This is a genomic window from Lysinibacillus sp. FJAT-14222, assembly GCF_001278875.1.
Classification (GTDB): domain Bacteria; phylum Bacillota; class Bacilli; order Bacillales_A; family Planococcaceae; genus Lysinibacillus; species Lysinibacillus agricola.
On the sequence record NZ_LIYL01000021.1, the window covers coordinates 228,107 to 254,185 of the forward strand.

29 protein-coding genes are annotated in these 26,079 nt (G+C 35.9%); 19 read left to right on the plus strand and 10 right to left on the minus strand.

The window, feature by feature from the left end:
- The first annotated feature begins 371 nt into the window (after positions 1 to 371).
- Positions 372 to 623, plus strand: a complete 252-nt coding sequence (locus tag AN161_RS10660; protein WP_053594328.1) for a phage holin — start codon at positions 372 to 374, stop codon at positions 621 to 623.
- A 93-nt stretch (positions 624 to 716) separates the two neighbouring features.
- On the plus strand, positions 717 to 2,828 hold the full coding sequence (locus AN161_RS10665; protein WP_053594329.1) for a DUF2339 domain-containing protein: 2,112 nt from the start codon (positions 717 to 719) through the stop codon (positions 2,826 to 2,828).
- A gap of 105 nt (positions 2,829 to 2,933) precedes the next feature.
- Here AN161_RS10665 and AN161_RS10670 read toward each other — a convergent pair whose 3' ends face one another.
- From AN161_RS10670 to AN161_RS10680, 3 genes are read right to left on the minus strand one after another with little or no spacing between them, the layout of a single operon-like run.
- Positions 2,934 to 4,889 (minus strand): hypothetical protein, encoded by a 1,956-nt coding sequence (locus AN161_RS10670; RefSeq protein ID WP_053594330.1) that lies wholly within the window; start codon positions 4,887 to 4,889, stop codon positions 2,934 to 2,936.
- Positions 4,886 to 5,326: a prepilin-type N-terminal cleavage/methylation domain-containing protein gene (locus AN161_RS10675; protein WP_053594331.1), complete on the minus strand. Its 441-nt coding sequence runs from the start codon at positions 5,324 to 5,326 to the stop codon at positions 4,886 to 4,888. The genes AN161_RS10670 and AN161_RS10675 overlap by 4 nt, the downstream gene beginning before the upstream one ends.
- Positions 5,313 to 5,783: a prepilin-type N-terminal cleavage/methylation domain-containing protein gene (locus tag AN161_RS10680; RefSeq protein WP_053594332.1), complete on the minus strand. Its 471-nt coding sequence runs from the start codon at positions 5,781 to 5,783 to the stop codon at positions 5,313 to 5,315. The genes AN161_RS10675 and AN161_RS10680 overlap by 14 nt, the downstream gene beginning before the upstream one ends.
- Before the next feature lie 405 nt (positions 5,784 to 6,188).
- Here AN161_RS10680 and AN161_RS10685 point away from each other — a divergent pair, with 405 nt between their 5' ends.
- From AN161_RS10685 to AN161_RS10735, 11 genes are all read left to right on the plus strand, one after another.
- Complete coding sequence (locus AN161_RS10685; RefSeq protein WP_053594333.1) at positions 6,189 to 7,517, plus strand: G5 domain-containing protein; 1,329 nt, start codon at positions 6,189 to 6,191, stop codon at positions 7,515 to 7,517.
- Positions 7,518 to 7,534: 17 nt separating this feature from the next.
- Entirely contained in the window at positions 7,535 to 9,205 is a 1,671-nt protein-coding gene (locus AN161_RS10690) for a GspE/PulE family protein (protein ID WP_053594334.1), read from the plus strand.
- 12 nt (positions 9,206 to 9,217) lie between these two features.
- Positions 9,218 to 10,264 carry a type IV pilus twitching motility protein PilT gene (locus AN161_RS10695; RefSeq protein ID WP_053594335.1) on the plus strand — a complete coding sequence of 349 codons (1,047 nt, stop codon included), beginning with the start codon at positions 9,218 to 9,220 and terminating at the stop codon, positions 10,262 to 10,264.
- Positions 10,261 to 11,466, plus strand: a complete 1,206-nt coding sequence (locus tag AN161_RS10700) for a type II secretion system F family protein (RefSeq protein ID WP_053594336.1) — start codon at positions 10,261 to 10,263, stop codon at positions 11,464 to 11,466. Before AN161_RS10695 ends, AN161_RS10700 begins: the two co-directional genes overlap by 4 nt.
- Before the next feature lie 95 nt (positions 11,467 to 11,561).
- Complete coding sequence (locus tag AN161_RS10705) at positions 11,562 to 12,029, plus strand: prepilin-type N-terminal cleavage/methylation domain-containing protein (protein WP_053594337.1); 468 nt, start codon at positions 11,562 to 11,564, stop codon at positions 12,027 to 12,029.
- Between the two features lie 123 nt (positions 12,030 to 12,152).
- Positions 12,153 to 13,127 (plus strand): pilus assembly protein PilM, encoded by a 975-nt coding sequence (gene pilM, locus AN161_RS10710; RefSeq protein WP_053594338.1) that lies wholly within the window; start codon positions 12,153 to 12,155, stop codon positions 13,125 to 13,127.
- Positions 13,124 to 13,711: a GerMN domain-containing protein gene (locus AN161_RS10715; RefSeq protein WP_241774542.1), complete on the plus strand. Its 588-nt coding sequence runs from the start codon at positions 13,124 to 13,126 to the stop codon at positions 13,709 to 13,711. Before pilM ends, AN161_RS10715 begins: the two co-directional genes overlap by 4 nt.
- 5 nt (positions 13,712 to 13,716) lie before the next feature.
- Complete coding sequence (locus AN161_RS10720) at positions 13,717 to 14,406, plus strand: hypothetical protein (protein ID WP_053594340.1); 690 nt, start codon at positions 13,717 to 13,719, stop codon at positions 14,404 to 14,406.
- 188 nt (positions 14,407 to 14,594) lie between these two features.
- Complete coding sequence (locus AN161_RS10725; RefSeq protein WP_053594341.1) at positions 14,595 to 15,347, plus strand: A24 family peptidase; 753 nt, start codon at positions 14,595 to 14,597, stop codon at positions 15,345 to 15,347.
- 188 nt (positions 15,348 to 15,535) lie between these two features.
- Complete coding sequence (locus tag AN161_RS10730; RefSeq protein ID WP_053594342.1) at positions 15,536 to 16,258, plus strand: gamma-glutamyl-gamma-aminobutyrate hydrolase family protein; 723 nt, start codon at positions 15,536 to 15,538, stop codon at positions 16,256 to 16,258.
- 38 nt (positions 16,259 to 16,296) lie between these two features.
- Positions 16,297 to 17,028 (plus strand): hypothetical protein, encoded by a 732-nt coding sequence (locus AN161_RS10735; protein WP_053594343.1) that lies wholly within the window; start codon positions 16,297 to 16,299, stop codon positions 17,026 to 17,028.
- Positions 17,029 to 17,177: 149 nt separating this feature from the next.
- Here AN161_RS10735 and lexA read toward each other — a convergent pair whose 3' ends face one another.
- Positions 17,178 to 17,795, minus strand: coding sequence for a transcriptional repressor LexA (gene lexA / locus AN161_RS10740; RefSeq protein WP_053594344.1), 618 nt, complete (start codon positions 17,793 to 17,795; stop codon positions 17,178 to 17,180).
- A gap of 163 nt (positions 17,796 to 17,958) precedes the next feature.
- Here lexA and AN161_RS10745 point away from each other — a divergent pair, with 163 nt between their 5' ends.
- Together AN161_RS10745 and AN161_RS10750 are read left to right on the plus strand one after the other, a co-directional pair.
- The gene (locus AN161_RS10745; protein ID WP_053594345.1) at positions 17,959 to 18,273 is read left to right on the plus strand and encodes a LysM peptidoglycan-binding domain-containing protein; all 315 of its coding nucleotides are present in this window, start codon (positions 17,959 to 17,961) and stop codon (positions 18,271 to 18,273) included.
- The gene (locus tag AN161_RS10750) at positions 18,270 to 18,938 is read left to right on the plus strand and encodes a recombinase family protein (RefSeq protein ID WP_053594346.1); all 669 of its coding nucleotides are present in this window, start codon (positions 18,270 to 18,272) and stop codon (positions 18,936 to 18,938) included. Before AN161_RS10745 ends, AN161_RS10750 begins: the two co-directional genes overlap by 4 nt.
- 213 nt (positions 18,939 to 19,151) lie before the next feature.
- On the opposite strand, the gene def is transcribed toward AN161_RS10750, so the two are convergent.
- From def to AN161_RS10780, 6 genes are all read right to left on the minus strand, one after another.
- Positions 19,152 to 19,730, minus strand: a complete 579-nt coding sequence (def, locus tag AN161_RS10755) for a peptide deformylase (protein WP_053594347.1) — start codon at positions 19,728 to 19,730, stop codon at positions 19,152 to 19,154.
- Positions 19,723 to 19,914, minus strand: coding sequence for a helix-turn-helix transcriptional regulator (locus tag AN161_RS10760; RefSeq protein WP_053594565.1), 192 nt, complete (start codon positions 19,912 to 19,914; stop codon positions 19,723 to 19,725). Before AN161_RS10760 ends, def begins: the two co-directional genes overlap by 8 nt.
- 199 nt (positions 19,915 to 20,113) lie before the next feature.
- Positions 20,114 to 20,653 (minus strand): DJ-1/PfpI family protein, encoded by a 540-nt coding sequence (locus AN161_RS10765; RefSeq protein WP_053594348.1) that lies wholly within the window; start codon positions 20,651 to 20,653, stop codon positions 20,114 to 20,116.
- Between the two features lie 65 nt (positions 20,654 to 20,718).
- Complete coding sequence (locus tag AN161_RS10770; RefSeq protein WP_053594349.1) at positions 20,719 to 21,231, minus strand: GNAT family protein; 513 nt, start codon at positions 21,229 to 21,231, stop codon at positions 20,719 to 20,721.
- Between the two features lie 34 nt (positions 21,232 to 21,265).
- A complete protein-coding gene (locus tag AN161_RS10775; protein WP_075807220.1) occupies positions 21,266 to 21,703 on the minus strand; it encodes a DUF3021 domain-containing protein in 438 nt (145 codons plus the stop codon).
- A gap of 5 nt (positions 21,704 to 21,708) precedes the next feature.
- Entirely contained in the window at positions 21,709 to 22,161 is a 453-nt protein-coding gene (locus AN161_RS10780; RefSeq protein ID WP_241774543.1) for a LytTR family DNA-binding domain-containing protein, read from the minus strand.
- A gap of 243 nt (positions 22,162 to 22,404) precedes the next feature.
- On the opposite strand from AN161_RS10780, the gene AN161_RS10785 reads away from it, so the two are divergent.
- From AN161_RS10785 to tkt, 4 genes are all read left to right on the plus strand, one after another.
- Positions 22,405 to 23,028, plus strand: a complete 624-nt coding sequence (locus AN161_RS10785) for a CPBP family intramembrane glutamic endopeptidase (RefSeq protein ID WP_053594350.1) — start codon at positions 22,405 to 22,407, stop codon at positions 23,026 to 23,028.
- A 204-nt stretch (positions 23,029 to 23,232) separates the two neighbouring features.
- Positions 23,233 to 23,475 carry a hypothetical protein gene (locus tag AN161_RS10790; protein WP_053594351.1) on the plus strand — a complete coding sequence of 81 codons (243 nt, stop codon included), beginning with the start codon at positions 23,233 to 23,235 and terminating at the stop codon, positions 23,473 to 23,475.
- 249 nt (positions 23,476 to 23,724) lie between these two features.
- Positions 23,725 to 23,958 (plus strand): DUF896 domain-containing protein, encoded by a 234-nt coding sequence (locus tag AN161_RS10795; RefSeq protein ID WP_053594352.1) that lies wholly within the window; start codon positions 23,725 to 23,727, stop codon positions 23,956 to 23,958.
- Positions 23,959 to 24,084: 126 nt separating this feature from the next.
- Positions 24,085 to 26,079, plus strand: a complete 1,995-nt coding sequence (tkt, locus tag AN161_RS10800; protein ID WP_053594353.1) for a transketolase — start codon at positions 24,085 to 24,087, stop codon at positions 26,077 to 26,079.

Sequence of the window (26,079 nt, forward strand, 5' to 3'; positions counted from 1 at the left end):
TGTCTAAGCAGGTACACTTTCGCTCAAAATAGCTTCTCTATTCATGTGAATGATTAATTACAATTCGACATGGAGACTTCTACTGCATGAATCGGCAGGCAAAACCCAGCTACTACAAGAGCTGACTAGCCAAACAAGGCTATCATGCTCGCCACTCCAAGTGAAGCTGTCATATACATTGGTGAGCAAAATGTCCATGGTTATATGAGCATTTTGTACATACTTATAAGCGCATTTATAGATGGAACTCCCACAACAAAAAAATATTTAAAAGAATCCTTCCAATTCCATGTTTATAGCTCCATTTTTGCATATGTGCCATGTTACCGCGGAGCATATACTGTGGATGAGAAGGGGGGAGGTGAGCGTTTATGAGAATTAACTGGAAGATCCGTCTTCAGCATAAACCGTTTTTACTGGCGATATTTTCATTGATTTTATTACTCGCACAGCAAGTAGCAGCTATTTTTGGCTATGATTTAACGAGTGCAATGAGTGAGCAGCTAACGTCCGTCTTAAATACCGTATTATCAATTCTCGTTTTAATGGGGATTGTCGTAGATCCAACTACACGGGGAACCAGTGATAGTCAACGTGCCTTAATGTATCGAAGACCTAGATAAAAGGGAAGTAAAAATAAATTTAAAGTGTAATTTTACAATATGGATAAATGTGTTATAATGTTAAAAAATTGATGAAGTGGGGAGGATGATTGAATGTCGCTTGAAATGGAACAGAGGGTTGCCAAGCTCGAACAGGAAATGATGGATTTACGGCAGGAATTAGAGGACTTAAAGCGTCAACAATCTGTTGAAAAAATAAGTACACTAAGTGCCAGAAAAGCCATGATTGAGCAATCTACGCCAAAACCAGCGCAAAACCTAAAGCCAAATTCGAATCCAAATCCGAATCCAAAGCCAAAAACAATGACAGCTCCAGAAAAAAAGATGCAGCCACAGCGAACATTGGAGGAGCGTATTATGTGGGCACTTCCAAAATTATTTATGGTTATTTTAGTGATGGGGGTGCTTTGGGGCCTTAAACTCGTGAGTGATTATGGCTTTTTATCGAACGAGGTTAAAATCATCCTCGCTTATGCATTATCTCTTGCCTTAGCCGCAATAGCTTATGTGTTGGAGCATAAAAAAATAGGATCACCAGCCATAACAATTTCCTTATACGGCGGGGCATTTATTGTTGGGATATTAACAACAGCCGCTAGTGCAATATTGTATGAAATTATAGGTTTAACGATGGCACTTGTTATTGCCGTTGTTTATATCGGCTACGGTATTGCTATTAGCTTTTTAAAGAAAAATGAGGTATTAACAGTGTTTGTAGCATTCACCTCACTATTACTACCTTATTTACTAGAATATATGGATTTTAGTCCTGTTATTATTTTAATCTATGTGATTGTGCTATTTACGATGCTGCAATTGGTCATTCATCACCACAAGCAGAAATTGGCACTCTATATAGCAACCTTTTTCTCTGTGCTAGCTGTCAGCATTGTAGCGTTTATGAACGATGACAATCAAGCAGTTTTTGCAATAGGTTTGCTTGTTGTCCTATCTATTTTTTACACGAGTTGGTGCCGTTTATATAATGCAGAGTCTAAATGGAAACATATTCATGTTGGACTCCAATTTAGCCTTGGAACCTTTAGTTTATTGCTCATGAACTTTATCATTAGATTTATTGAATATAACGAAGCACTATTACTCATATTAGTCATCTTATTTGCGGTTTTAGCGGGTTATGGCTATAAGCAAAAATGGCAGGAGGCATTTGATAGTGCCGTAACACTCGCATTTATTACACTATGTAATACGCTACTAGTTATGAATTTACCAGAGAAAGTGGATCATTTATTAATCCCATTCATCATCTTTGCAGGCGTTATGATGGGTTTACGTTTGCGAGCAAGTATGATGAAGGTTGTCGGCTCATTTTTATTTGCGATTGCACTCGCTTTAAGCTTTATTATTCATGAGCCGACACCATTGTTCAGCATAGATCATGTTAGCTTGATAATGCCGGGAATATATCTCCTAATTATTTATGTATATGCGAGACGTCCAAAAGAGACACTGACATCCTTCGAAAAGTTTATGAAGGAAATGTATGTGGTTGATATTGTAGCGGTTATTACGGCTGGTTATTTCTTAGCCTATATCGGAAAGCTGGATGGAACGTACTTTGCAAGTGTTGGTAATATCCCGCATCTAACGTGTTTGATCCTCGCTTTACTATTCGTGGGATCACTTTTAGTACCAACAAAATACAAGGGTCGTGCATTAACGCCAGTCCTTAGTGGATTTTTCGTTCTCTTCACCGTAATGCTTGAAATTATTCCGTACAATATGCAGGGTGTCGAGTGGCTAAATATAGTAACAAGAATCGTGTATATTGCTGTGATCGTAGCAATTATGATTGATGTACTGATGAAGGGTCGCATTTATCAAATCTATCAAGAGCAAGCAGAGAAACTTCTAGACCAAATTGTAAGTGCAGGTATTGTGCTTACGATGATATCGGTTTGGGGTCTCATATACCAACTTTCCTATAATAGTTTGCTTGATTGGAAACTAAGCATTGCCTTTTCAACGATCACATTATTCCTGACAGCGAGTATTTCGCTATGGCTTAGCACTGTGCGTAACTTACAAACATTACGCCTAACAGGTTTTGTCATCTTAGTGATTGCGTTTATTAAGCTTATATTCTTTGATTTATCCGCTTTAGACTTATTAATACGAGCAATCCTGTTTATTTCGATAGGTGGGATTGGGTTGCTGTTGTCGGGTAGGTTGTTGAAAAAATAAAAAGAAAAAGAGATTCCAAAGTTTTTTGGAATCTCTTTTAAAATCTTCAGACAAATAGGCTAGAACTCTTTCGGATTTCTTATATTCTTTTCAGCACTTAGAAGTCTACGAAGTTTCTATTGGTGCATCAGGATTAATAAAGTCACCATCTGTAGAATATTTTTGTTTTTCTGATGGAGAAAATAGATCTAAATTTAATTTAGATTTATCAAATTTATGGCGCGTGTTTGAGCCAACTGCATCAATCTTATTTCCTATGATAGTTCCAAAAATCTGTGAACTACCACTGAAATTTAAAGAAGCATTAGGAACTAATATAACACTATGGTGATCTTCATTTCCAAACATAGTATTTCCAGTGACATCCATAGTTTTATTACTAGCAATTAATAGATTTCCTGAAATATGACCATCAGAAGTTATACTTACAGCACTATTTTTGACATATAAGTTACTTTCAAATTTTTTAGAAACATTTATAGCACTAGGTCCCTCGTAGTAAACTGTTGTATCAAAAGGACTTCTTTCATTACTAGAAAAATTTACAATAGATAGATCATTTTTCACCAGTAGATTTAATTTACCAGTACCTTTAATTTGAATATGTCCGTTACTTGCATTTAAGTGATCAATAACAAGAGTCCTGTTTTGATTGCCAACATCAATCGTTAAAGTTAAATTGCTGTTAATGGAGACGTTTTTAATATAACTATTATTAGTTAGAGTAATTATTTTTGCCTGGCCTCCACTAAGTGATAAGTCATTTATCTTTTCAAAATTTGAGCTATCAACATTTAGAAATGGAGGAAGCTCGGGAATTTGCGCATTTACAAATGACTGATTTTCACAGTTGTTATTGTTCGGGGTTTCGTGCCTATCACTTAATTTATTTAAATAGTAGTTATAATCTACATTTTCACTAGCTAAATATTGATTAAACTTTTCTTCGTTCTCAGCTTTAATATTAGTAGTACTATCGCCTTTATGATAAATAATATCCCCCATCGAATATCTTTTTCTTCCTAAACCCGTAGCCCAGTTTGTCGAATCTTTAACACTTTCTTTCCCGAATATCACTCCGCTAATATCGGAACCTTTTTCATTTAAAAAGTTTTTATGGGCATATACAAATCCATCTGTTTTTGTTGCATCAATGCCTACCTTAAGGTTAATGTTACCCATAGAAAAAATATTACCGTTAATACGTGGAGAACCACCGCTAGCTATTATATTGCCTTTAGAAATTATATCTTTATTAAATGTTGCTCCATTTTTAATAATTATATTATTTAATGATATGACATCACCATTAATAGTGGATGTATTAGTAAATGTAATTGCTCCTTTTGCATAAATATTCTTTCCGAGAGTACCTGTATTATTAATTGTTAAATCATTTAATGAAACAATGTCAGCATCAGTATTTAGTGTATTCGTTGTTGTAAATGAGTTTGTTAACATGCCATAGCAGAAATTATAGTTAGTGGAAGGTGGAACTTCTTCATCTTCGGATTTTTCCTTCACAGGTTTTTTGATCGTAAAGGTTTGTGATAGTGTTCTAGACGTTCCATCAATTTTTGCTTCGGATTTTAAGGTGTAAGTATATGGTTGATCTTTTATTAATGTTACCTGGGATGAAGGTTGAAGCCCTTTTTGTTTTTCGTAATTTGTTACTTCAGCCCATTTCCCAACTTCAGCCCATTTCTCAACTTCAAGTCCATTTATTTTCTGAGTTAAATATTCATCTGCTAACTCGAGGTATTCTTTTTCAATTTTATCCCCATCTTTTTCTATATCAAAATTCGCATTATTATTATACTTGTTTAAAAACGGAATTAAGACAGACTCAAGTTCATTATTAATTTCTGCTCTCTTTACATTTAAATCAGCCTCGGCAATATAAAATACAGATTGGTCATTGCGCTCATGTTTCGTAATATTTAATGTGTTTGATGTTATGAACATTAATCCGAGCCCTAGTACTGAAATTAAAACAATAACGAAGAGGGCAATTAGAAAAGTATAACCATGTTCATTTTTTAGTAAATATTTTTGTCTCACTTTGTTCCCGCCTTTCTTAAATATAATTCAGCAGAAAATTTTTTACCTTGTACATTTGTAATTATTATTGTAATGGCTTGCCCAGTAAAATTAATTTCAAAATCCTGAACACCTGTAGAGAAAATAACACCATTTCTATTTATGCTTTGTTTCTCTTTATCTAAAACAAATTGTATTTCTCCTTCAAATCCTCTGTTAATAGTTAATTCTGTACGGTAGTTTGAAGAAACAGTATTTGGATTTTTACGTATTTCTTTTGTAATCACCTTTAAAGCATAGGCGGCATCATTAATATTTTTGTTTGTCTCAGCTTGTTTGTGATAATTAGTTGAGCTTTGGGAAAGGACAGAATAAATTATTAGGGCAATCAGGCTTGAAATGACGATAACGGCTAAAACTTCGACAAGTGTTAAGCCAGATTCCTTATGTATCTTCATTATCTAGCCTCCATTCATAGATGCTCTCCATTTGAGCTTTTATAGCAGCGTTTTCGCATGCTTTACCTTTTTCACATGCATATATAGTAAAGCGAGTTAAATTTCTATCTAAATCCTCATATTTAATCTTAAGTCTATAGTTAAATACTTCGCCTTCTTTCGTAAAGGAATCCACATCTTGTTTAAAACCAATCCTTGAAACGGCTAGAATAATATCTTTTCTTTTTTTTATATTAGTATCATTTTTTTTGATTAATGTACTTTGAGTAATGTTATAAAGCTCTTCCATTTCCTTCTGAGCATAGTAAGTAGCATCAAAGATGGTGCTGGATGTCTTCGTTGTTTTCGCGGTACTAATAAAAAATGAGAAAAAGCTCAGTAGAATAATCGTGATGATTACGAGCGAAGCAAGAACTTCAACAAGTGTAAATCCTTGTTGCTTTTTTTTTATAAACATAAAATCACTTCCATTCTTCAATAAAATATAAAATTCTACGCATCAATCCATTCTAACTTCCTTTTTCTTTTAGTGAAAAAATATATGTATTTACATGAATAAGGAAAATTTACATATCTATTATACTTTCAGCTAGTTTGATATACCTTCCTGTAAAGAGGCAAAAGTGTTTTGAATGTGTCGAATATTTTTAATAAAATTCGATAATTATTTGTGTTTTATAGGTCTTATCACCTCTTTCTTTATGTTTTTTTGAAACTAATTAAAAAGAAATAAGTACTTTACTAATTTATTACGGAAAAAGTATTGTATTTTGTAATTGAATTATAGTATTTTTTATATAGTAAAGGCAATAATTAATAAGGACATTTACTCATAAAGGATTTTAACGGAAGGTGAGTGTCGATGAACAGATACATAAAAAAAATAGTAGGAACAATTGTTTTATTATTTACATTAATTGGTGTAAGCCTATCTCTTATGCTAGAAAACAGTACTGTATTTGCAAATGGACATAGTAGTTTGTCGACAATCGGCGATATTGAAATAGGTAATCTAAAAGAAAATGAGTTAGAAATGAAGCTTCAAGAAGCCATTGATGCGTGGGCTGAAACACCTATTACTGTAAATGCAGGAGAGGTAAGTATTACTTTTCCATCTAATAATTTGTCATTTGATATATCTTCAGTAATTACTCAGTACAAGTCATTGACAGAAAAGCCTTGGTATGCATTTTGGCAAAAGGACAAAGCTGTACATATTCCGATTCCAGTAACAGCTAACGAAACAGTAGTTCAACAAGTTGAGTCAGTTGGAGCCTGGGATACAGAAAAAACACTTCTTCAAATAACAACACAGGCAAGCAATTTAAAAGATCATGAAATGGAAGCGGTCGTCAAGAAGGATTTCACGCAAGCAGAGGAAAGAATTGCTTTTCAAGTTGCTGAGGTACCTGGAGCGGTACAAGACATATCCAAAATTACGTCATTATTAAATGATGTGTTAATCGTTCCAAATCAACCTATGTCATTTCTTGCTTTACTAGGTGAACAATCGAATTTGGTAAATGAAGCAAGCCTAAATTTTATTGCATCCATACTTTATAGTGTATTACTTCAAACCGACTATGAAATTCTAGAGCGTCATTCTCAACAAATCATACCTTCATACTTACAACAAGGTATTGGAGCAGATGTAAATCCCTTTTTAGAAAAAGACCTCCAGTTTATTAATAAATCAAATCAACCTGGGAAACTGAAAACAACGCTTGAGGGAAATAAATTAAAAATAGAAATCTTTGCAGCAACAAAGGACAAGGAAATAAAAGTTCGTGTAAGCAAAGATAAAATTGTTAAACCACGTGTTATTTATCGCTATTCGGATGAGTTAAAGGCCGGTCAAGAACGTATAGAGCAAGAAGGTCAAGAAGGTGTTCGTATTGAGGTTTACCGTTCAATTGTTGAGAATGGTGCAACGAAAGAACAATTAGTAAGCAAAGAGTACTATGCACCACAAAATCGGATAGTGACTCGTTCATCAAGAGAACCTGTCTTAGTGACTGCTTCAACACAAAATGAAGGGACAACCGATCCGGATTTAGAAATGGATTTAGATGGCGATGGCTTACCAGATACTGCACCATCAACTACAGTCGATTCTACACAAGAAGATGGACCTGAAATTGTCTATGGTTACTATGACAAGGGTGGCAATTTTGTACAAACAAGTCCGTAGTGAATGGAGGGAAGTACATGGTAGCGAAGGCAGGGCGTAAACGTTTAGGAGATTTACTTGTTGAATCCGGCGTAATTACAGATGAGCAATTGGATTACGCATTATTGACAAAAATGAAAGATGAGAAGTTAGGAGATTTTCTTATTAAGGAGAATTTTTTAACAGAGCAACAACTTATTGAAGTACTAGAATTTCAGCTTGGTATTCCACATATTAGCTTAAATCAATTTTCTATAAGTCCTGAATTATTGCAACTAATTCCAGCAGAGCTTGCGAAGCGGACAAATATTATGCCAATTCGTAAAGAGAAAAATAAATTATTTATCGCAATGGAAGACCCAATGGATTATTTTGCAATAGAAGAAGTACGAATGACAACCGGCTGTCAAATAGAGACGAGTATCGCGGCCAAAGATGATTTATATCGCACAATTACAAAATATTATGATTTACAGGAATCCATGGATGCAGCGTTATTAGATATAGGAACGACTGGGACTGACACTCAGGAAGAAATAGAAAATGAGGATTCCCCCATTGTTCGATTAGTAAATCAGATCATAGCGAATGGCGTAGCACAGCGAGCAAGCGATATCCATTTTGATCCACAAGAAACGGAACTACGTGTTCGCTATCGAGTAGATGGTGTTCTTCGTACCGAACGATCATTGCCAAAGCATATGCAAAATGTTGTGCTTGCTCGTATTAAAATTATGGGTAACTTAAACATTACTGAAAACCGTATTCCACAGGACGGTCGTATTAAGACCAATGTTAATTTCAGACCTGTAGATATTCGATTATCCACATTGCCAACCGTTTATGGGGAGAAGGTCGTTATGCGGATTTTAGATTTAACAACTGCGGCAAATGATATTGATAAATTAGGCTTTAGTGAATGCAATGAAGCTCTTTTCCGCAAAATGATAGCACATCCAAATGGCATTATGCTGATAACTGGACCAACGGGCTCAGGGAAATCCTCAACTTTATACGCTGCTCTTACTCATTTAAATGAGGAGGGAGTAAATATTATTACGGTAGAGGACCCAGTGGAGTATCAATTAGATGGCATCAATCAAATCCAAGTAAAGGAAGAGGTTGGTTTAACATTTGCGGTCGGCTTACGTTCGATTTTACGACAGGACCCTGACATTGTGATGATTGGGGAAATTCGTGATCTTGAAACTGCACAAATTGCAATTCGTGCTTCACTCACAGGACATTTAGTGTTAAGTACCTTACATACAAACAATGCAGTAGAATCCATTTCACGCTTACATGATATGGGGATTGAACCATTTCTTTTATCCTCTTCACTTATAGGAATTATGGCGCAAAGATTAGTACGTGGAGTCTGTCGAGATTGTGCAGAGCCTTATGTATTTACTACACGTGAACTTGAAATACTAGAGGAGAATGGCATAGAGGGTGTGACTCATGGTAGGAAGGGGCGTGGATGTCCCGCTTGTAATCATACTGGCTACCGTGGACGTATGGCTATTCATGAAATTTTACCAGTCGATCGACAAGTAAAGGACATGATTTTAAGTCGCATGGGGGATATGGTTTTACAAGATTATATGAAGCAAAAGGGTTATCACACATTATTAGTAGATGGACTTTTAAAGGTCGTAGCAGGCCAAACGACCACATCAGAAATTTTACGCGTGGCAAGCGCAGACTAGGATGTGATAGGGATGACAGCATACTCAATTGTAGAATTGTTAACACGAGCATTTGAAGAAAAAGCATCAGATTTGCATTTAACAAAAGGCATTCCACCTGTTTATCGTATTCATGGAAAGCTTGAACAATATGGATCGATACCATTAGAGACAGAAGACCTGAAAGACATGGTAAAAGATATTCTTCCAGATCATAAAAAGCAAGAATTTGAAGAAAAAGGTGAGACTGATTTTAACTTTTCATTGCCTGGGAAATGTCGATTTCGTGTGAATGCATATCATCAACGCAATGAAGTAACGGTTGCGGCTCGCTTAATTGAAGCAATAATTCCTTCGATAGAATCACTCAATATGCCAGAGGTTCTGTATAAGCTTGCAGAAAAACCACAAGGATTGATTTTAGTAACAGGTCCTACCGGTTCCGGTAAATCGACAACATTAGCAGCAATGATTGATCATATAAATGAGACACGTTCGAAGCATATTATTACGTTGGAGGATCCAATTGAATATTTACATGCGCATAAAAAATCAATGATTAATCAACGCGAAGTTGGTGTAGATACAATGAGTTTTGCGAATGGTCTGCGTGCTTCATTGCGTCAAGATCCCGATATAATTTTGGTCGGTGAGATGCGAGATTATGAAACGATTTCAACAGCCATAACAGCTGCTGAAACGGGACATTTAGTGATGGCAACACTACATACAAGCAGTGCACCAACAACAATTGACCGCATTATTGATGTGTTTCCACCACATCAGCAAAGTCAAATTCGTGTGCAACTTGCGAATGTGCTACAAGGTATTATTTCACAGCGATTATTTGTACGTAAAGATGTAAAAGGGCGTATCGCTGCAACAGAAATTTTAGTACAAGCACCTTCCATTTCAAACTTGATCCGTAACGAAAAAATTCATCAAATCCCAAGCGTTATGCAGACAAGCAAGGCATTGGGCATGCACACACTAGAATCATCAATGCAGCATTTAATCGCAACAGGGAAAATTTCTCTAGAGGATGCAAGACCCTATATGAACGCTGGTGATTATAGTTGACGGTATTTCGTTATAGTGGACGTACAAAAACAGGTACTCCTAAAAAGGGCATAATTGATGCGCCAAATAAAAAGGTAGCCATGGAAAAACTCCGTGCACAGGGCATTAATGCACGAGAACTTCAAGAATCAAATAGTATTTTACATAAAGATATATCTCTTGGAACAAAGGTTAAGCACCAAGATTTTGTTATTTACTGTCGACAATATGCAACTTTAATTCGTGCAGGCGTATCAGTTGTAGAGGCTACACATATTTTGGGTGAACAAACAAAAAGTAAGCCATTAAAACGGGCATTGAAGCAGGTGGAAGAAGATATACGTAACGGTACATCATTTTCAGATGCAGCAAGTAAACATCCAAAAGTGTTTCCTGTACTATTTGTGAACATGATGCGTGCAGGTGAGGTGACAGGAAGTATTGATGATACATTAGATCGCTTAGCTGGCACACTTGAAAAACAGTACAAAATTAAGAAGAAAATACAATCTACTATGATTTATCCAGCAATATTATCATTTTTAACGGTAGTTGTTGGCATGTTTTTAATGGTTTTTATTGTACCAACAATTATGGAAGCTTTTAAGGATATGGATTTGGAAATGCCATTCATTACAGTTATCGTCGTAGGGATTAGTGATTGGCTTATCGAATTCTGGTACTTTGTTATTTTAGCACTTATTGTGATAGTAGTTGGATTTCACTTTTTCTATAAAAATAATAAAGAGTTTCATTTTACAGTCAATGTATTTCTATTACGAATGCCTATATTTGGACAGCTGTTGCAAAAAGATGTGATAGCCCGAATGACTCGAACATTATCGACTCTTTTTAGTAGCTCGGTGCCAATTCTACAGGCGCTGACCATCGCTGAAAAAGTTGCTGGTAATCCTGTAATTGGGAAAATTGTTTTAGAGGCTCGTGATAATTTGGAAAAGGGTGGGACATTATCGGAGCCACTCGAAAAAAGCTGGCTCTTTCCACCACTTGTTACTCAAATGACTTCCATTGGTGAGAAAACAGGTTCACTAGATTATATGCTAGAGAAAATTGCTGATTTTTATGAGGAAGAAGTAGATCGTGCTGTCGATACACTGAAATCTTTAGTCGAGCCCCTTATGATACTCGTGCTCGCTTTTGTTGTCGGTATTATCGTGGCGGCTATTTTCCTACCTATGTTCCAATTATATGAAAATATGTAATTTTGTAATAATTTAAATAATGATAGATTTAGAAAATTTATAAGGAAGTTCGTGTTATTACACTTCAAATAAAAAATATAAGGGGGAAACCTACTATGTTTAAAAAATTAGTAAACAAAAAACGACTTAACAATGAGAAAGGTTTAACATTAATCGAGCTATTAGCGGTAATTGTAATTCTTGCAATTATTGCGGCGATTGCTATCCCAGCGATTGGTAATATCATTAATAAATCGAAAGACCGTGCAATTTTAGCGGAAGCTTCGAATATCCTTGCAGGAGCAAAAATTGCTTATGCTGACGGAGTTTGTGATGGTGATACAAAAGCATGTGATGAATCATCATTAAAAGATTTTGTAGAAGGTGTTGATTTGCCAACAGGTACTAAAGTGACTTATGACAAAACAAAAAAAGAATGGTCAATCAAATATCCAAGATTTGAAGATATTAAATTGCCAGATTACGAAATGACAGATAAGACAACAACTGAAAATGAACTAAATAAAAAATTAACAAAAGCAGGAGTTAAAACAGAAGCAAGTACAGGAGGAAGTGGAAGTTAAAGAAAATCAGTACAACAATCAGTCCTCCCAACCCATTCAGAAACGTTAACTCTAACGTTTCTGGCTGGGAAATGGATGACTAATTAAGGAAATTCATTGAATAGGATAAGGAGGTCTTTTCACATGTTTAGAAGAAAGAAAAAATCGCATGTTTCAATTGAATTAAAGGATTATGTGCTTCGTGCGATTGTGGCGAAAGGACCAGAGCCTAGTCAGTGGGAGGGATATGAATATCCTTTAGCTGAGAGCATCGTTGAAAATGCGACAATTATGGATGAGGTAGCACTTTTTGAAATTATAAAAGAACAGGTAGTGAAATGGACGGGGAAAAAACAGCCTGTACGTATGTTTGTACCAGATACGACGGTGCTTTTAAAAAGTTTTGAGCACCCGAAAGATATTGAAGCAGCTGAATTGCGTGGTTATGCAGAGATGGAGTTAGGGCACGCCATTCATTTACCTTTCCAAGAACCACTTATAGATGTTTATGATGCCGATCCTGAGGATGGTAAGGCCATGCTATTTGCAGCACCGTCAGAGGAAATTACTAAAATGGTTGGCATGTTGCTAGATGTTTCGTTAGATCCTGAAGCTGTGGATATTCGGGCATTATGTAATATTCGATTATTGGAGCATATGTCATTGTTAGCTCAGGACAAAACCTATTTAATTGCTGACTGGTCAATAAATGAACTCTCTATCAGTATATTTTCACAGGGACAAGTTGAATTTTTACGTTATCAATCGATTGAAACTAATTTATCGCAATGGCAGGGCAAACAAGAAGATGAATTTAGCTATCAATTTGAATATAGTGACAAAACCGATGATTATCATATGGTCGTAATGGACCAAGTTTTAGAAATTGATCGGATGATGAATTTCTTTAAATTTTCTTTACATAAAGGTGAAAAATCAGTGGATGAAATCATTATTCTTGGTGATAATCCACAGCTAACATCCATTAGTAATTTATTAGCTTCTAATTTAGCGACACCTTTGACAATTGTTGATGGTGCAAAAATAGCAAAGTTTTTTCCGGCTTTTAAAAAGGAATTTTCAACGTTGCTTGGCTTAGCTTTAAAGGAGGTTAAATGATGGTACCAGATATTAACCTTTTACCGCAGCTTGAAAAAAGGGCAGACGCTCCAAAGCTCTTCTATAGTTTGCTTATCCTAGTAGTCGGTATTGTCGTTACATATTTAATATTTTTATATTTTACGGCGAAAAGTGATCTCTCCATGCTACTTGCGGAAGAACAGTCTCTAACGACACAGGTTGAACAATTACAGCAAGAGCTGGATACAAAACAAAATGTCAATCAAGGATCATTGGAAGAGTCCATGCAATTTGTGCAGAGTGTTTCGTATCCAGTTACTCCATTAATGGAAGAAACACAAAAATTATTACCAGCCTATTCGAAATTACGTGGCTATGAATTTGGGCAAGATTTAATTAACATTACAGTTGACTTCGAATCAATGCCTGACATTTCTAAATATGTAGAGAGACTTTTAGCTAGTCTTTACTTTACAGATGCACAAATCAACTCCATTTCTAACTTTTATGTGCAAGTGGGTGGACAAAAGGAGCTAACACCGGAACAAAAATTTAAAGAAGTTCCTCGTTACTCCGTGTTAATTACAGCGACCATTGATCAAATGTTCTTAGCTGGAGGTTAACGCCCATGAATAAGCTAACAAGTAGTAAAAAATCATCTATTATGCTATTAATAGCCTTAATAGCCGCTATTTTATTTGCTTTATATTACTATTTACTTTTACCTAAAATGAATGAAGTTGAATCGAAAGAAAGCAATGTGAAGCAACTTCAACAACAAATTACTAGTTTAAATGGGCAACTAGCTAAATTAGATGAAAAGCAAGGAGTACCAACCTCAAACCTTTTAACGATGAGACAAAAACTACCGGAAACAAGAGCGATTGAAAAGGTTGTTTTAGATTTAGCTGAGATTGAAGAAGTATCAGGGACACGTATTGAGTCAATGAATTTTAATAATGATGATACATCTGTAGCACAATCAGATGTCCCTGATCCGAACATGCTTGAAAAAGCGGATGCAGAAGTCAATGGTGAGCAAGAAAATACGGAGGAGAAATCTCTCATTTCTTCTATTGCAAAGGAATCACTTCCTGCTAATTTAAAATTAATCACCTTTAATTTGGAGGTCGCTGCTTTAGACCTTAAGTCACTAGAAAGCTTTTTAAAGGAAATTGAACAATTAGAGCGCGTGATGAAAACGGATGCCATTAACTTTACTATACCAGGTGAACAGGATCAGTTAGAGAAGGACGCCGATTTAACTTTAAAAGCTACCGTACAAGTAACGACGTTCTATTATGAAGGACAACAATAATTTAACTTCTTTCAGCGGGTGTCAAAACACCTGTACCTGTCTGCATCGGTGCCGCTACGCTTTCGCGCAAAAAAACATCTGCAAGCCTAAGCACAAAGCCGATTCCAGACGCAATTATGCCGAGGCATAATTGATTGGCGCGCATACTTAAAATGTATGGGCGTCTATTAGTATAGGAGGACATAAAAATGGAAATTGCTTATACAATTACAGTTTTATTATTTGGGCTCGTTCTTGGCTCCTTTTTTAATGTAGTTGGCTTACGTGTACCTTTGAAGGAGTCCATTGTACGTCCACCTTCGCATTGTACTAATTGTCAGAGGCAGTTAACAGCGCTTGATCTGGTGCCCGTTTTGTCTTATTTATTTTTAGGTGGGAAATGCCGTAGCTGTGGACAAAAGATTTCTTGGATTTATCCATTGATGGAACTTATAACAGGTGTATTATTTGCTTTTGCTTATTGGAAATTAGGCTTTAGCGTAGAATTTTTCGTCGCCCTATTATTGATTTCATTATTAGTTATTGTTGTCGTATCAGATTTTGCGTATATGCTTATTCCTGATAAAGTACTTCTATTCTTTTTGCCATTGCTAGTTATTGGGCGTGTAGTATCGCCTTTGTCTCCGTGGTGGGACAGTATAGTGGGTGCCATCGTAGGCTTTGGCATATTATATTGTATAGCTGTCCTATCAAGAGGGGGGATGGGTGGAGGCGATATTAAATTATTCTTTTTACTTGGTCTCGTACTTGGCGCAATACATGCACTTCTGACGCTATTTTTAGCATCGGTGATTGGCATGATTGTTGGGATAGTTGTGTTAAAGGTACGTGGGCAGGGAAGAAAAACGCCTGTACCTTTTGGACCATCTATTGCTCTAGCAGCTATTATTGTCTATTTCTATGGGGATGCGTTGATTAATTGGTATCTTGGATTTTGGTAAGTTAGTGGGGATTTTCTTCATCTCCACTCACCAATCGGGCTTTTACGGGCAGTTAACCTTTCACCTAACTACTTTGCTTTCGCTAAATTTTGAGGTGGGGATCTTGTACCTGACGCTACGCTTTCGGTACAGATAAATTACTGTCCGTTAATGCGGGATAAATTTTGTGGAATCATGGAGGGGATAAGGTGAAACCAGTTATCGGTATAACGGCCTTTGTGGAGGATGATTTGTCCTCAAGATTAAATGAGGCCTACAGCAAAAGTGTCATTGAAGCTGGTGGTATTCCACTTATAATTCCACTTGGAGTGGAAGAGGATGTAGTACAAATTTTATCGTTGACGGATGGATTATTACTATCGGGTGGCTATGATGTACATCCATTCCTTTTTGGTGCCGAACCTACACCAAAATTAGGGAAGGTTCATCCAGAACGGGATTCAGTGGAGCTTGCCTTAATTGAAGCGGCCTATATTCGGAAAATGCCGATTTTTGGTATATGCCGAGGGATTCAAATGCTAAATGTGGCGCTGGGAGGCACGTTATATCAAGATATGGAGAGTGAATATCATAGTAGTAAACTAATTAAGCACTTGCAACAGGCAGCTCGAGGCGTTGCTACACATTATGTTAGTCTAACACCTGATACATTATTAAGGACGATTATAGAGGAAGAGAAAATTGCTGTGAATTCATTTCATCATCAGGCTGTAAATGTAGTAGCAGAAAAGTTGAAAGTGGCAGCAAAATCAAGTGATGGTATCGTTGAAGCGGTGGTACATGAAGATTTACCATTTTGTCTAGCAGTACAGTGGCATCCTGAAGAGCAAGCAATGGCAGGTGATGAAGTATCGAAGAAATTATTTACTGCATTTGTAAAGGCTAGTTTGATGTTCAAGGTAGAAGCATAGAATTTATTATCGAGGGAAAGATAACCCTGGTGATGAACATGAAAAAAATAGTGTTGGTATTGCAGATCTTCATGCTGTTATTTTTATCGATTCAACATGTAAAGGCAGGACCATATGGTAATGATGTAGTAAGCAATTTTACGATGGCATTGATGAAAAAAGATGAAAAACAGGCGAGGACTTATTTATCTTCAAATGTTAAACTTCCTGAGATAAGGGAAGAGACTCCAATTAGAAGGGTTTCGGGTTTGCCTTCACTTAAAGCTAATGTGAGAGTATCATTGGCTTATTTTGACGATGGAGAAGATATGCCTGAAAGAATAGCTTTTATATGGGAAATAACATCTAATCAAGAAAAAATAACAGATATTCGTGTTATTTACGACGGGTCCAACCCATTTATGAATGAATCGAAAATGATAAAGGAATATTCGAACAAGCATAAAGCGAATATCCTGACTGCATCCAAATTTCCGTTTGACATTACGCATGTAGAAGGAAATATAAACAAAGATACTCTTCTAATAAGGTATCGAAATGTAAAATTACATGGATTGTTACAGGTGAAAATCGAGCCGGGAGAAGAGGATTTAGAGGCAGCCAAGGGTGAAAATATTTACACCTTAAAGAATGGTATAAAAGCATTGTATCTGCGGAACGAACTGATTTTTCTTCATGACAGTTTAAAGTATTCAATTAGGATAGAAAGTGAAATACCACAAGATTTCACGGTGTATGATTTGCTTGAAATTGCTAATTCAATGTTTTAATTTAACTGAATACATTGCTAGCGTGTAGGGAATCCATGTTAAAATGGATTCTTTTTTTAACTTTGTTCGAATATAAAATGGAACTCATAAGAAAAAGAGGTATATGCGAACATAATATCCTCTTTTTATACTTTATTATTAAGATACTTTTAGTGTACACGGCGATAGAGGCCAACAACTTGCCCCAAAATAGAAACTTGGTCTACGATAATTGGCTCCATTGTTGCGTTTTCAGGCTGTAAACGAAAATGATTTTTTTCCTTGAAGAAACGCTTTACAGTTGCTTCATCCTCTTCAGTCATTGCTACGACAATATCACCATTATCAGCCGTTGCTTTTTGTTTAACAATGACTAAATCTCCGTCTAAGATGCCAGCTTCAATCATTGATTCACCCATAATTTCTAGCATAAATAATTGATCTTCACTTGTACCATAAGTATCTGGTAGTGGGAAATATTCATCGATATTTTCAACAGCAGTTATTGGAGAACCTGCTGTAACCTTCCCAACAAGTGGGACATGTATAACATGTTGCTTTTGAATAGAATCCTCTGGCTCTAGAATTTCAATAGCGCGTGGTTTAGTTGGATCTCGACGAATAAAGCCCTTTTGCTCTAAACGAGCTAAATGTCCATGAACTGTTGAGCTTGAAGCAAGTCCAACTGCTTCACCAATCTCACGTACAGATGGTGGATACCCCTTTGTGCGCACTTCTTCTTTGATGAACTCTAATATGGCCTCTTGTCTTTTCGAAACTTTTTTCATGATTGCTCACCTCTTTTTTCTAATCATTCTACTTATTAGTAGTATAACAGAATGCGAACACTTACGCAAACATAGGTTCGAAAAGTGTTTGACAAAAACGTTTGTTCGTACTATTATAAGAACATATATTCCGAACAAACATTCTTAAAAAGGGGTTATGATTATGAACTGGTTAAAGAAAAATCCACATATTACAATTTTATTAGGGGCTTGTCTACTATTTGCAGCATACCTTTTTATAACAGATCCAGGCGATGTTAGTTACACAGAAATTGAAATCGAACATGGTGATAGCTTATGGTCGTTAGCTGAACAATACCGTGGTAAAATGAAAAAGGATGATTGGATTAAACTTGTGAAGGCCGAAAATGAATTATCGAACGTTAACATTATTGCAGGTAAACCCCTAGTGATTCCAGTAGTGGGTGACCATCCCAATCCCATAAATTCTATTGAAATTGCGAGAAATGAACAATGATAAATAAAGAACAAACGGCTGTTGTCTATTGCCGTGTGAGTACAGAAAAAGAGACACAAAGTTCCTCGCTTGAGCGTCAGCAGGAGGAGTTAATGCGCTATGCTAAAGAGCAGGGCTATGAAGTGAAGAGCGTTTTTAAAGACAAGCATAGTGGCTATGATGTAGAACGAGAAGGCTTACTTGAAATGCTCGATTTCATTAAAGAAAAAGAAATTAAAGCATTATTTGTACAGGATGAAACACGCTTAGGACGTGGAAATGCTAGAATGGCAGTATTGCATTTATTGCAAAAAACTGAAACTGATGTTTTTTCTATGCGAGACGCGGGGCCTGTACAATTAAATGAAATGGATACGATGCTTCTAGAAATTTTAGCGATCGTAGAGGAGTACCAGCGCAGAATCCATAATGCTAAAATACGTCGTGGCATGCGTCGTGCCGTTGAAAATGGCTATCGTCCTGAAAACAATTTATCTAATCGAGGAAATCCTAATGGTCAAGAACGTAAGGATGTACCTGTAGAAGAAATTGTGAAGCTACGTAATCGAGGCTTCACCTTTGAGGAAATCGCCGTGACACTTAGAGGTCTAGGCTTTGATGTAAGCAAAGCTACTGTACATAGGAGATTTAGGGAACATCAAGAGGGAATCGAACAAATTAAGTGACGTTTTAATCAGTGGGAGTATGTCGTCCCGCTGATTTTTTAATTTTTAAAGACTCTAGATGGAGGTGAAGGACCAAGAAGTGATGGATAGAATCATCGAAGTGACGGATACAACCACCGAAGTAAAGGATAGATGAACTGTAGAGATGGGTTCCACCATAAAAATGACGGATACAATAAATAACTAAATTCCATCTATCCTAAAAGTATTAAATTAATACAAACTTTCAATAGTAACATTGTCTGGTAGTTTGAATGGATTTTCTTTATTTATTCTGTCATAAAACATGATCCCATTTAAATGATCTATTTCATGTTGCATTAAGATTGAACCGTATCCATTAAATTGAAAAATGGCTTCTTGCCCATGTATATCATATGCTTTGACTTTAATTCTTTCATATCTTGGAACAAATCCACTAACTCTTCTATTAACTGAAAGACATCCTTCCCCCTCAGGTAAATAAATCATGTTTAAAGAGTGACTAATGATTTTTGGATTAATGAACATATATTCATGACTTTTATCTCCATCTTGAAAAAATGCAGCAAACATTCGTTTATTTAGACCAATTTGATTAGCCGATAACCCTGATCCAGGACGCAATTTGTGTTTTTTGGAAAGATCCGGATCTTGGCTATTTCTCAAGTATTGAAGCATGCATAATAAACTATCTTTATCATCTTCTGATACAGGTAACGTAACCTCTTGAGTATTCTTACGTAATATTGCAGCACTCTCTTTAACGAAATCTTTCATTGTTATCATATACGCTGAACGGAACTTACTCATATATAAACACCTCATCTACTTTTCTATTTAGAGCTTTAGCAATTTTAAAGGCTAATTCAAGAGTAGGGTCATACTTATCATTCTCGATACAATTAATGGTTTGTCTTACAACGCCACACTCCCTTGCTAGGGCCTCTTGAGTCATTCCTAATTTTTTTCTTAAAGCTTTTATAATGTTTTTCAGATTTATCCCTCTTTTGTCAAAAGTAATTGACACTATTATAAAAAACAAATCAATAAATGTCCAATAGATTGGACATTTTGGGAATGAAATAAGAGAAGTAGCGATTTCTACCTCTCTTGCTCAAATTCTCTATAATGTTTGAAAAACAATTTGTCATCTTTTACTGTAGTAAGCTTTCATATCGATTAGTGTTATTTCGTTATCCTCGGTACCAATTTTCATCAAAAGAGAGATGGAGGGCTTTACCCACAGTGATACCAAATTGTATAAAACCTCTACCTCTTGCAGTTATTATGTTTCCATCTTGTACAACTAGGTCTTCAGAGAAATGATTAAGATCGAAGAAGTCTAATTTTCTTATACCTTCTGGCGGCAATCCAACAGTATACTTTTTGTTTTTTAATACTCCAGCTTTCGCTAAAAGAGATGGAGAGCTAGAGATACTTGCAATGATTGCTCCTTTGGCATTCGCATTACCAATAAAATCAATTAATTTTTGCTCATTTATTAGTAAAGCTATATCCATACATCCTGGTAGCAACAAGCTATCGATTTCGTCAAGATTAACTTCACTTATTTGTGTATCGGCTATACAAGATAACCCAGATTCCCCTTTAATTTTTTCATTGTTTAACCCAACAGTTATAACGGGTTTATTTCCTTGCATTAATATAGATAATGCCACACTCAATTCATATTCACTAAATTGTGGATACAATAATATAGCGGTCTTTTTCATATAATTCTCCCATCTATTTTAAAACGAAGATTTAGAACTCGACATAGCAGAATAATGAAAGTATCTTATACCCATTCCTCATCTAAGACAGCATAGTAAAATTCATTCCACCACTCATCTTTGTGTGGGATGCATTTTTTAAAATAACCCTCGCGTCTCATGCCGATTTTCTCCATCACTTTATAGGAAGGGATATTTTCCGGCTGGCAAGTTGCAATAATTCTATGAAGTTTCATTTCTTTAAATCCGTAGTCCAGTACAGCTCTTGCTGCTTCAGAGGCATATCCATTATTGTAATAGTTCGGATTCAATACCCAACCAATTTCATATGTATGGTCACCAAAATACTGATGGAAAACAATATGACCAATAACAATGTTTTCGCTTAGTAAAATAACAGGGAAGTATTTTGCTTGTTCACCGCTATTTTCTGAAACAAACTTTTTTGCTAGCTGCTCATTAAAAACGCCCTCTGGAATATACTTCATCACATTTGGATTTGAAGTATATTTATAGACAGCTTGCCAATCTTGAACTTCAAATTCTCTTATTAAAAGTCTTTTTGTTTTGATAAACATTTCATTTCCCCCAAGTAATGAAATTTCACATTAATTATAGAGTATTATTCTTATTTATTAACTCATCAATCTTTTTATTCATCTTTTTCACTTCCGATTGGTTATATAAATAAAATAACAGCCAAATAAGAGTAAATAGCAAAACGCTAAAGAATAGCATTAACATAGTTATTGCTATAGATGATGTTGGAAGCCAATGTAAAGATAGCGCAACAACAATAAAAGTACTTATAGAAATTGCAAAATGGATGGCTGTTTGTAGTAAAAACGTTAAACGTTCTACTTGATAAATATATGAGGGTAATACGCAAGCAAGCCCCACAATAATTGAACCTAGAGCCTGTTGTATAAAATCAGCTGTAATAGCTTCTAAAAAAATATCTCCAAAAATCCAAGAACCAAAAAGATTAATAAAAACAAAAACTGTACAGCCCATACTTACACCAAACGCTACATTTTTAAAAAAATGCATCTACCTTAAACCCCCAAACGCTTTTTAAATTGCCTTCGATAATTACGAGAAATAATTTCTTTAATTCCTAAAACTAGCTCAATTTCCATTGTTCCGTTAAATGAAGCTTCGATATTTTTAACTTTTGTTAGATTTATAATTGCAGATTTAGAAATCCGTATAAAATTATTCCCTAATTGTCGCTCTAATTCATATAAAGGTTTATTCAATATGAGACGATTATTATCTTCATCATATAAAGCTAATTCTCTTCCTTCCGTTCGAATAACAATAATTGAATTTGGATCAATGATATATGTTTTATTATTTGCTATCCCTGTTAAAATTTGTTTTTCTTGCTCTTGTTGTAATAAAGAAATAGCAGCTTGTATCGTAGGAGTAAGTTTAGCTGTACAAATTGTTACATGTGGCTCTTCATACTCTGCATCTATTTTTACCTCTATTTTCAGCTTTATCACCTCTCAAAAAAATTATAGCATATACAGCATTTTGGAAAATGCAGATCATTCTTTGAAAAAGGCATTTTACACAAACATAACAACATGTTACTCCAAACGTATTGTTGGCATATATTTCGTTCGTTATATTGAGTCCAGGTAAGATGCACTGCAAATGAAATAGAGGTCTAAACAAAATTGGCACATGAATTTTTTGAAGAAATGAGTGTTCGGCCAGTTCATGACTAGGAGGCTAGGGCTATTATGAATGAATTAACTACTTCAAGTGAAAGAAATAAAACTAGTTGGATATTAGTAAGTATTTCAACGATGCTCACAGCTAGTATAATTTTTTGGTTTTTTAATAATCCTGAAGGTTTTATTGAAAATGGAGTTGGCTTTAGGACAGATGTATTTTCGAATATATTTATTTGGATTTTTACGCTTTTTATTATAATGGGATACATTGCTTATACAATCATTGCATTACCTTTTGTAAAAGCACATTTATTTACAATTTCTTGGCTCAAAGTAATTGGAATATGGGCTGCTATTGTGGCAGGGATAGTAGAAGAAGTTGTTTTTAGACATTTACTTATGGAATACTTATTAACTATTGGAGCTTCAGCCGTAACGCAAATACTAACTTCAGGGATACTCTTTGGAATTGCTCACAGTGTATGGGTACTTATGAGAGGGGATTGGAAGTTTGCGTTCCCTGCAATTATAAGTACCACAATTTTAGGAAGTCTTCTCGCAATGCTTTATATTATGGCTGGAAGAAGTACATTTGCACCAATCGTAGCTCATATTTTAATTAATATGGTTATTGAACCATGGCTAATGTTATCTGCTGTTTCTGGAAAATGGGATAGTAAACTAAAGTAATTATATTATTGATAAATTGTAAGTCTTTTCAGAGTTCCCTAAGGTGAGGTCAGTAGGCAATGTAGAAAATTATCGAATTCTTGCCTGATTTTATTGGTCTTTGATTCAAGTGAAATTCCAAATTATTGAATAACAGTGAGATCAATAGAAAATAGTGAAACTTATTTAAACTGAGGTCGTAGTATTTATTAGGGAGGGATTAATTTGAAAAAATACTTATTATTTGTAGGGGTTTTCACTATAGCGATTGTAGTATTGGAAGTGCTATCAGGTATGCTATTAACAATGTTTTATACGCCTAGCATACCATGGGAAGAGGCTTCCGCTTTATCTTCAGAAGTGATGTTTGTAAATACAAGCTTTATTCCGCCACTTATTATATCTTTATTAGCATTGTTAATTGCTTTTGGTAGTACTAAGCTAATCAGTAAAAAGGTTGTTCACTAATAAAAAGGAAGGGAGTCTATTCCCTTCCTTTTTGGATATTAACTATTGCCCTGTCCATTCCTGTTCAGACACTCGCCTTATTTTTAGTAGCCCCACATAACCCCAAAAACTTTTTTCATTCATTGTCTTGCTATACCTCCTAAAGAATAAAATGATGCTAGAAAGGTTGGTATAACTGCATTTAAAGGGAATTCATGCTATACTTTGCATACCATATTCATTAAGATATGTATTGAAAGGTGTGTAACTATGTTATCAAAAGAAAAAATTAACCGTATCAATGAACTTTCTGCTAAGGCTAAAAGTGGTACTTTAACAGAGGCAGAAGCAAAGGAACAAACAGCGCTTCGCAAGGAATATCTAGATACATTTAGATCAACGATGCGTGATACAATTGAAAACGTAAAAGTGGTGGATGCTGAAGGAAATGATGTTACACCAGACAAAGTAAGACAAGCGAAAAAAAATAAATTTCTAAATTAATATGACTCATTTCTATAAAGTATGTTACAAAAGGGAAATAGTATAACAAAAGCATTGTTTTCTGAAGCAATGTTGACTAAACTGTAGAAGAACAATATATAGGACGAGAAAGGATGTCACAACATAATGACTCAACATGCGGATCAACTAGCGATTAATGCTATCCGAACTTTGTCAATCGATGCAATTGAAAAAGCAAACTCAGGTCACCCAGGTTTACCAATGGGGGCAGCGCCAATGGCTTATACGCTTTGGACAAAACAACTTCGCCATAATCCGGCGAATCCAAAATGGTATAACCGCGATCGTTTTGTACTTTCTGCAGGTCATGGCTCTATGCTTCTATACAGCCTACTTCATCTTGGTGGCTACGGCTTACCAATGGAAGAAATTCAAAACTTCCGTCAATGGGATTCATTAACTCCAGGACATCCTGAATATGGTCATACTGTTGGGGTAGAGGCAACAACAGGTCCTTTAGGTCAAGGTATTGCTATGACAGTTGGTATGGCAATGGCTGAACGCCATTTAGCAGCTACTTACAATAAACCAGGACATGACATCGTTGATCACTATACATTTGCACTTTGTGGCGATGGCGATTTAATGGAAGGTGTAGCAGCTGAAGCTATCTCTTTAGCAGGTCACTTAAAACTTGAAAAGTTAATCGTTTTATACGATTCAAACGATATTTCTTTAGATGGTGATTTAGAAAAATCATTCTCAGAAAATGTCCAAAAGCGTTTTGAATCTTATGGCTGGAACTATTTAAAAGTTGCTGATGGTACGGATGTTGAAGAAATTAACGAAGCTATCGAAGAAGCTAAAAATTCAACTGGCAAACCAACACTTATCGAAGTGAAAACTGTTATCGGTTTTGGTTCACCAAACAAATCAGGTAAAGCTGCTTCTCACGGTGCACCACTTGGTCAAGATGAGGTCGTTTTAACAAAAGCAGCTTATGAATGGGCGCACGAGCCATTCCAAATTCCTGCTGAAGCATATGATACGTTCGCAGCAGCTGCTGAAGTTCAAGGGGCACAACCTGAAGAAGCTTGGAATGCTAAGTTTGAAGCATATAAGCAAGAGTTCCCAGAATTAGCAGTGCAATTTGAAAACGCAATGAATGGTCAATTACCAGAGAATTTCGCTTCAGAATTACCAGTATATGAAGCAGGTAAATCAGTAGCAACTCGTTCTTCTTCTGGAGATGCAATCAATGCCATTGCGAAGAAAACGCCATCATTCTTCGGTGGTTCAGCTGACCTTGCTGGCTCAAATAAAACTACGATGAAAGACGCTGGAGATTTCTCTGCAGACGATTATGCTGGCCGTAATATTTGGTTCGGCGTACGTGAATTTGCTATGGGTGCAGCTATGAACGGTATGGCACTTCACGGTGGTCTTAACGTATTCGGTGGTACATTCTTCGTATTCTCTGACTATGTTCGTCCAGCTGTACGTCTTTCTGCATTAATGGGTCTTCCTGTTACTTATGTATTTACACATGACTCAATTGCTGTAGGGGAAGATGGTCCGACGCATGAACCAATCGAACACCTTTCATCTTTACGTGCAATGCCTAATTTATCTGTTGTTCGTCCAGCTGATGCAAATGAATCAGCAGTTGCATGGGAGCTTGCAGTAGCATCTGAAAAAACACCAACTGTATTAGTATTATCTCGTCAAAACTTACCTGTACTTGACGCATCTATTGATACAGTACGTGAAGGTGTTACAAAAGGTGCTTACACAGTGTCTCCTGCTACAAAAGAAGTGGCCGATGCCATTTTAATTGCAACAGGCTCTGAGGTTTCACTTGCAGTTGAAGCACAAAAAGCACTAAAAGCTGAAGGCATGGATGTGGCAGTTGTTTCAATGCCATCTATGGATCGCTTCGAAAAACAAGACGCAGCTTACAAAGAATCTGTTCTTCCAAAAGCTGTGACAAAACGTCTGGCAATCGAAATGGGCGCATCATTCGGCTGGCATAAATACACTGGTTTTGAAGGAGACGTTCTTGCAATCGACAAGTTCGGCGCTTCTGCACCAGGTGAATTAGTAATGGAAAAATACGGATTCACAGTAGAAAATGTTGTAGCGAAGGTAAAAGCGCTATAA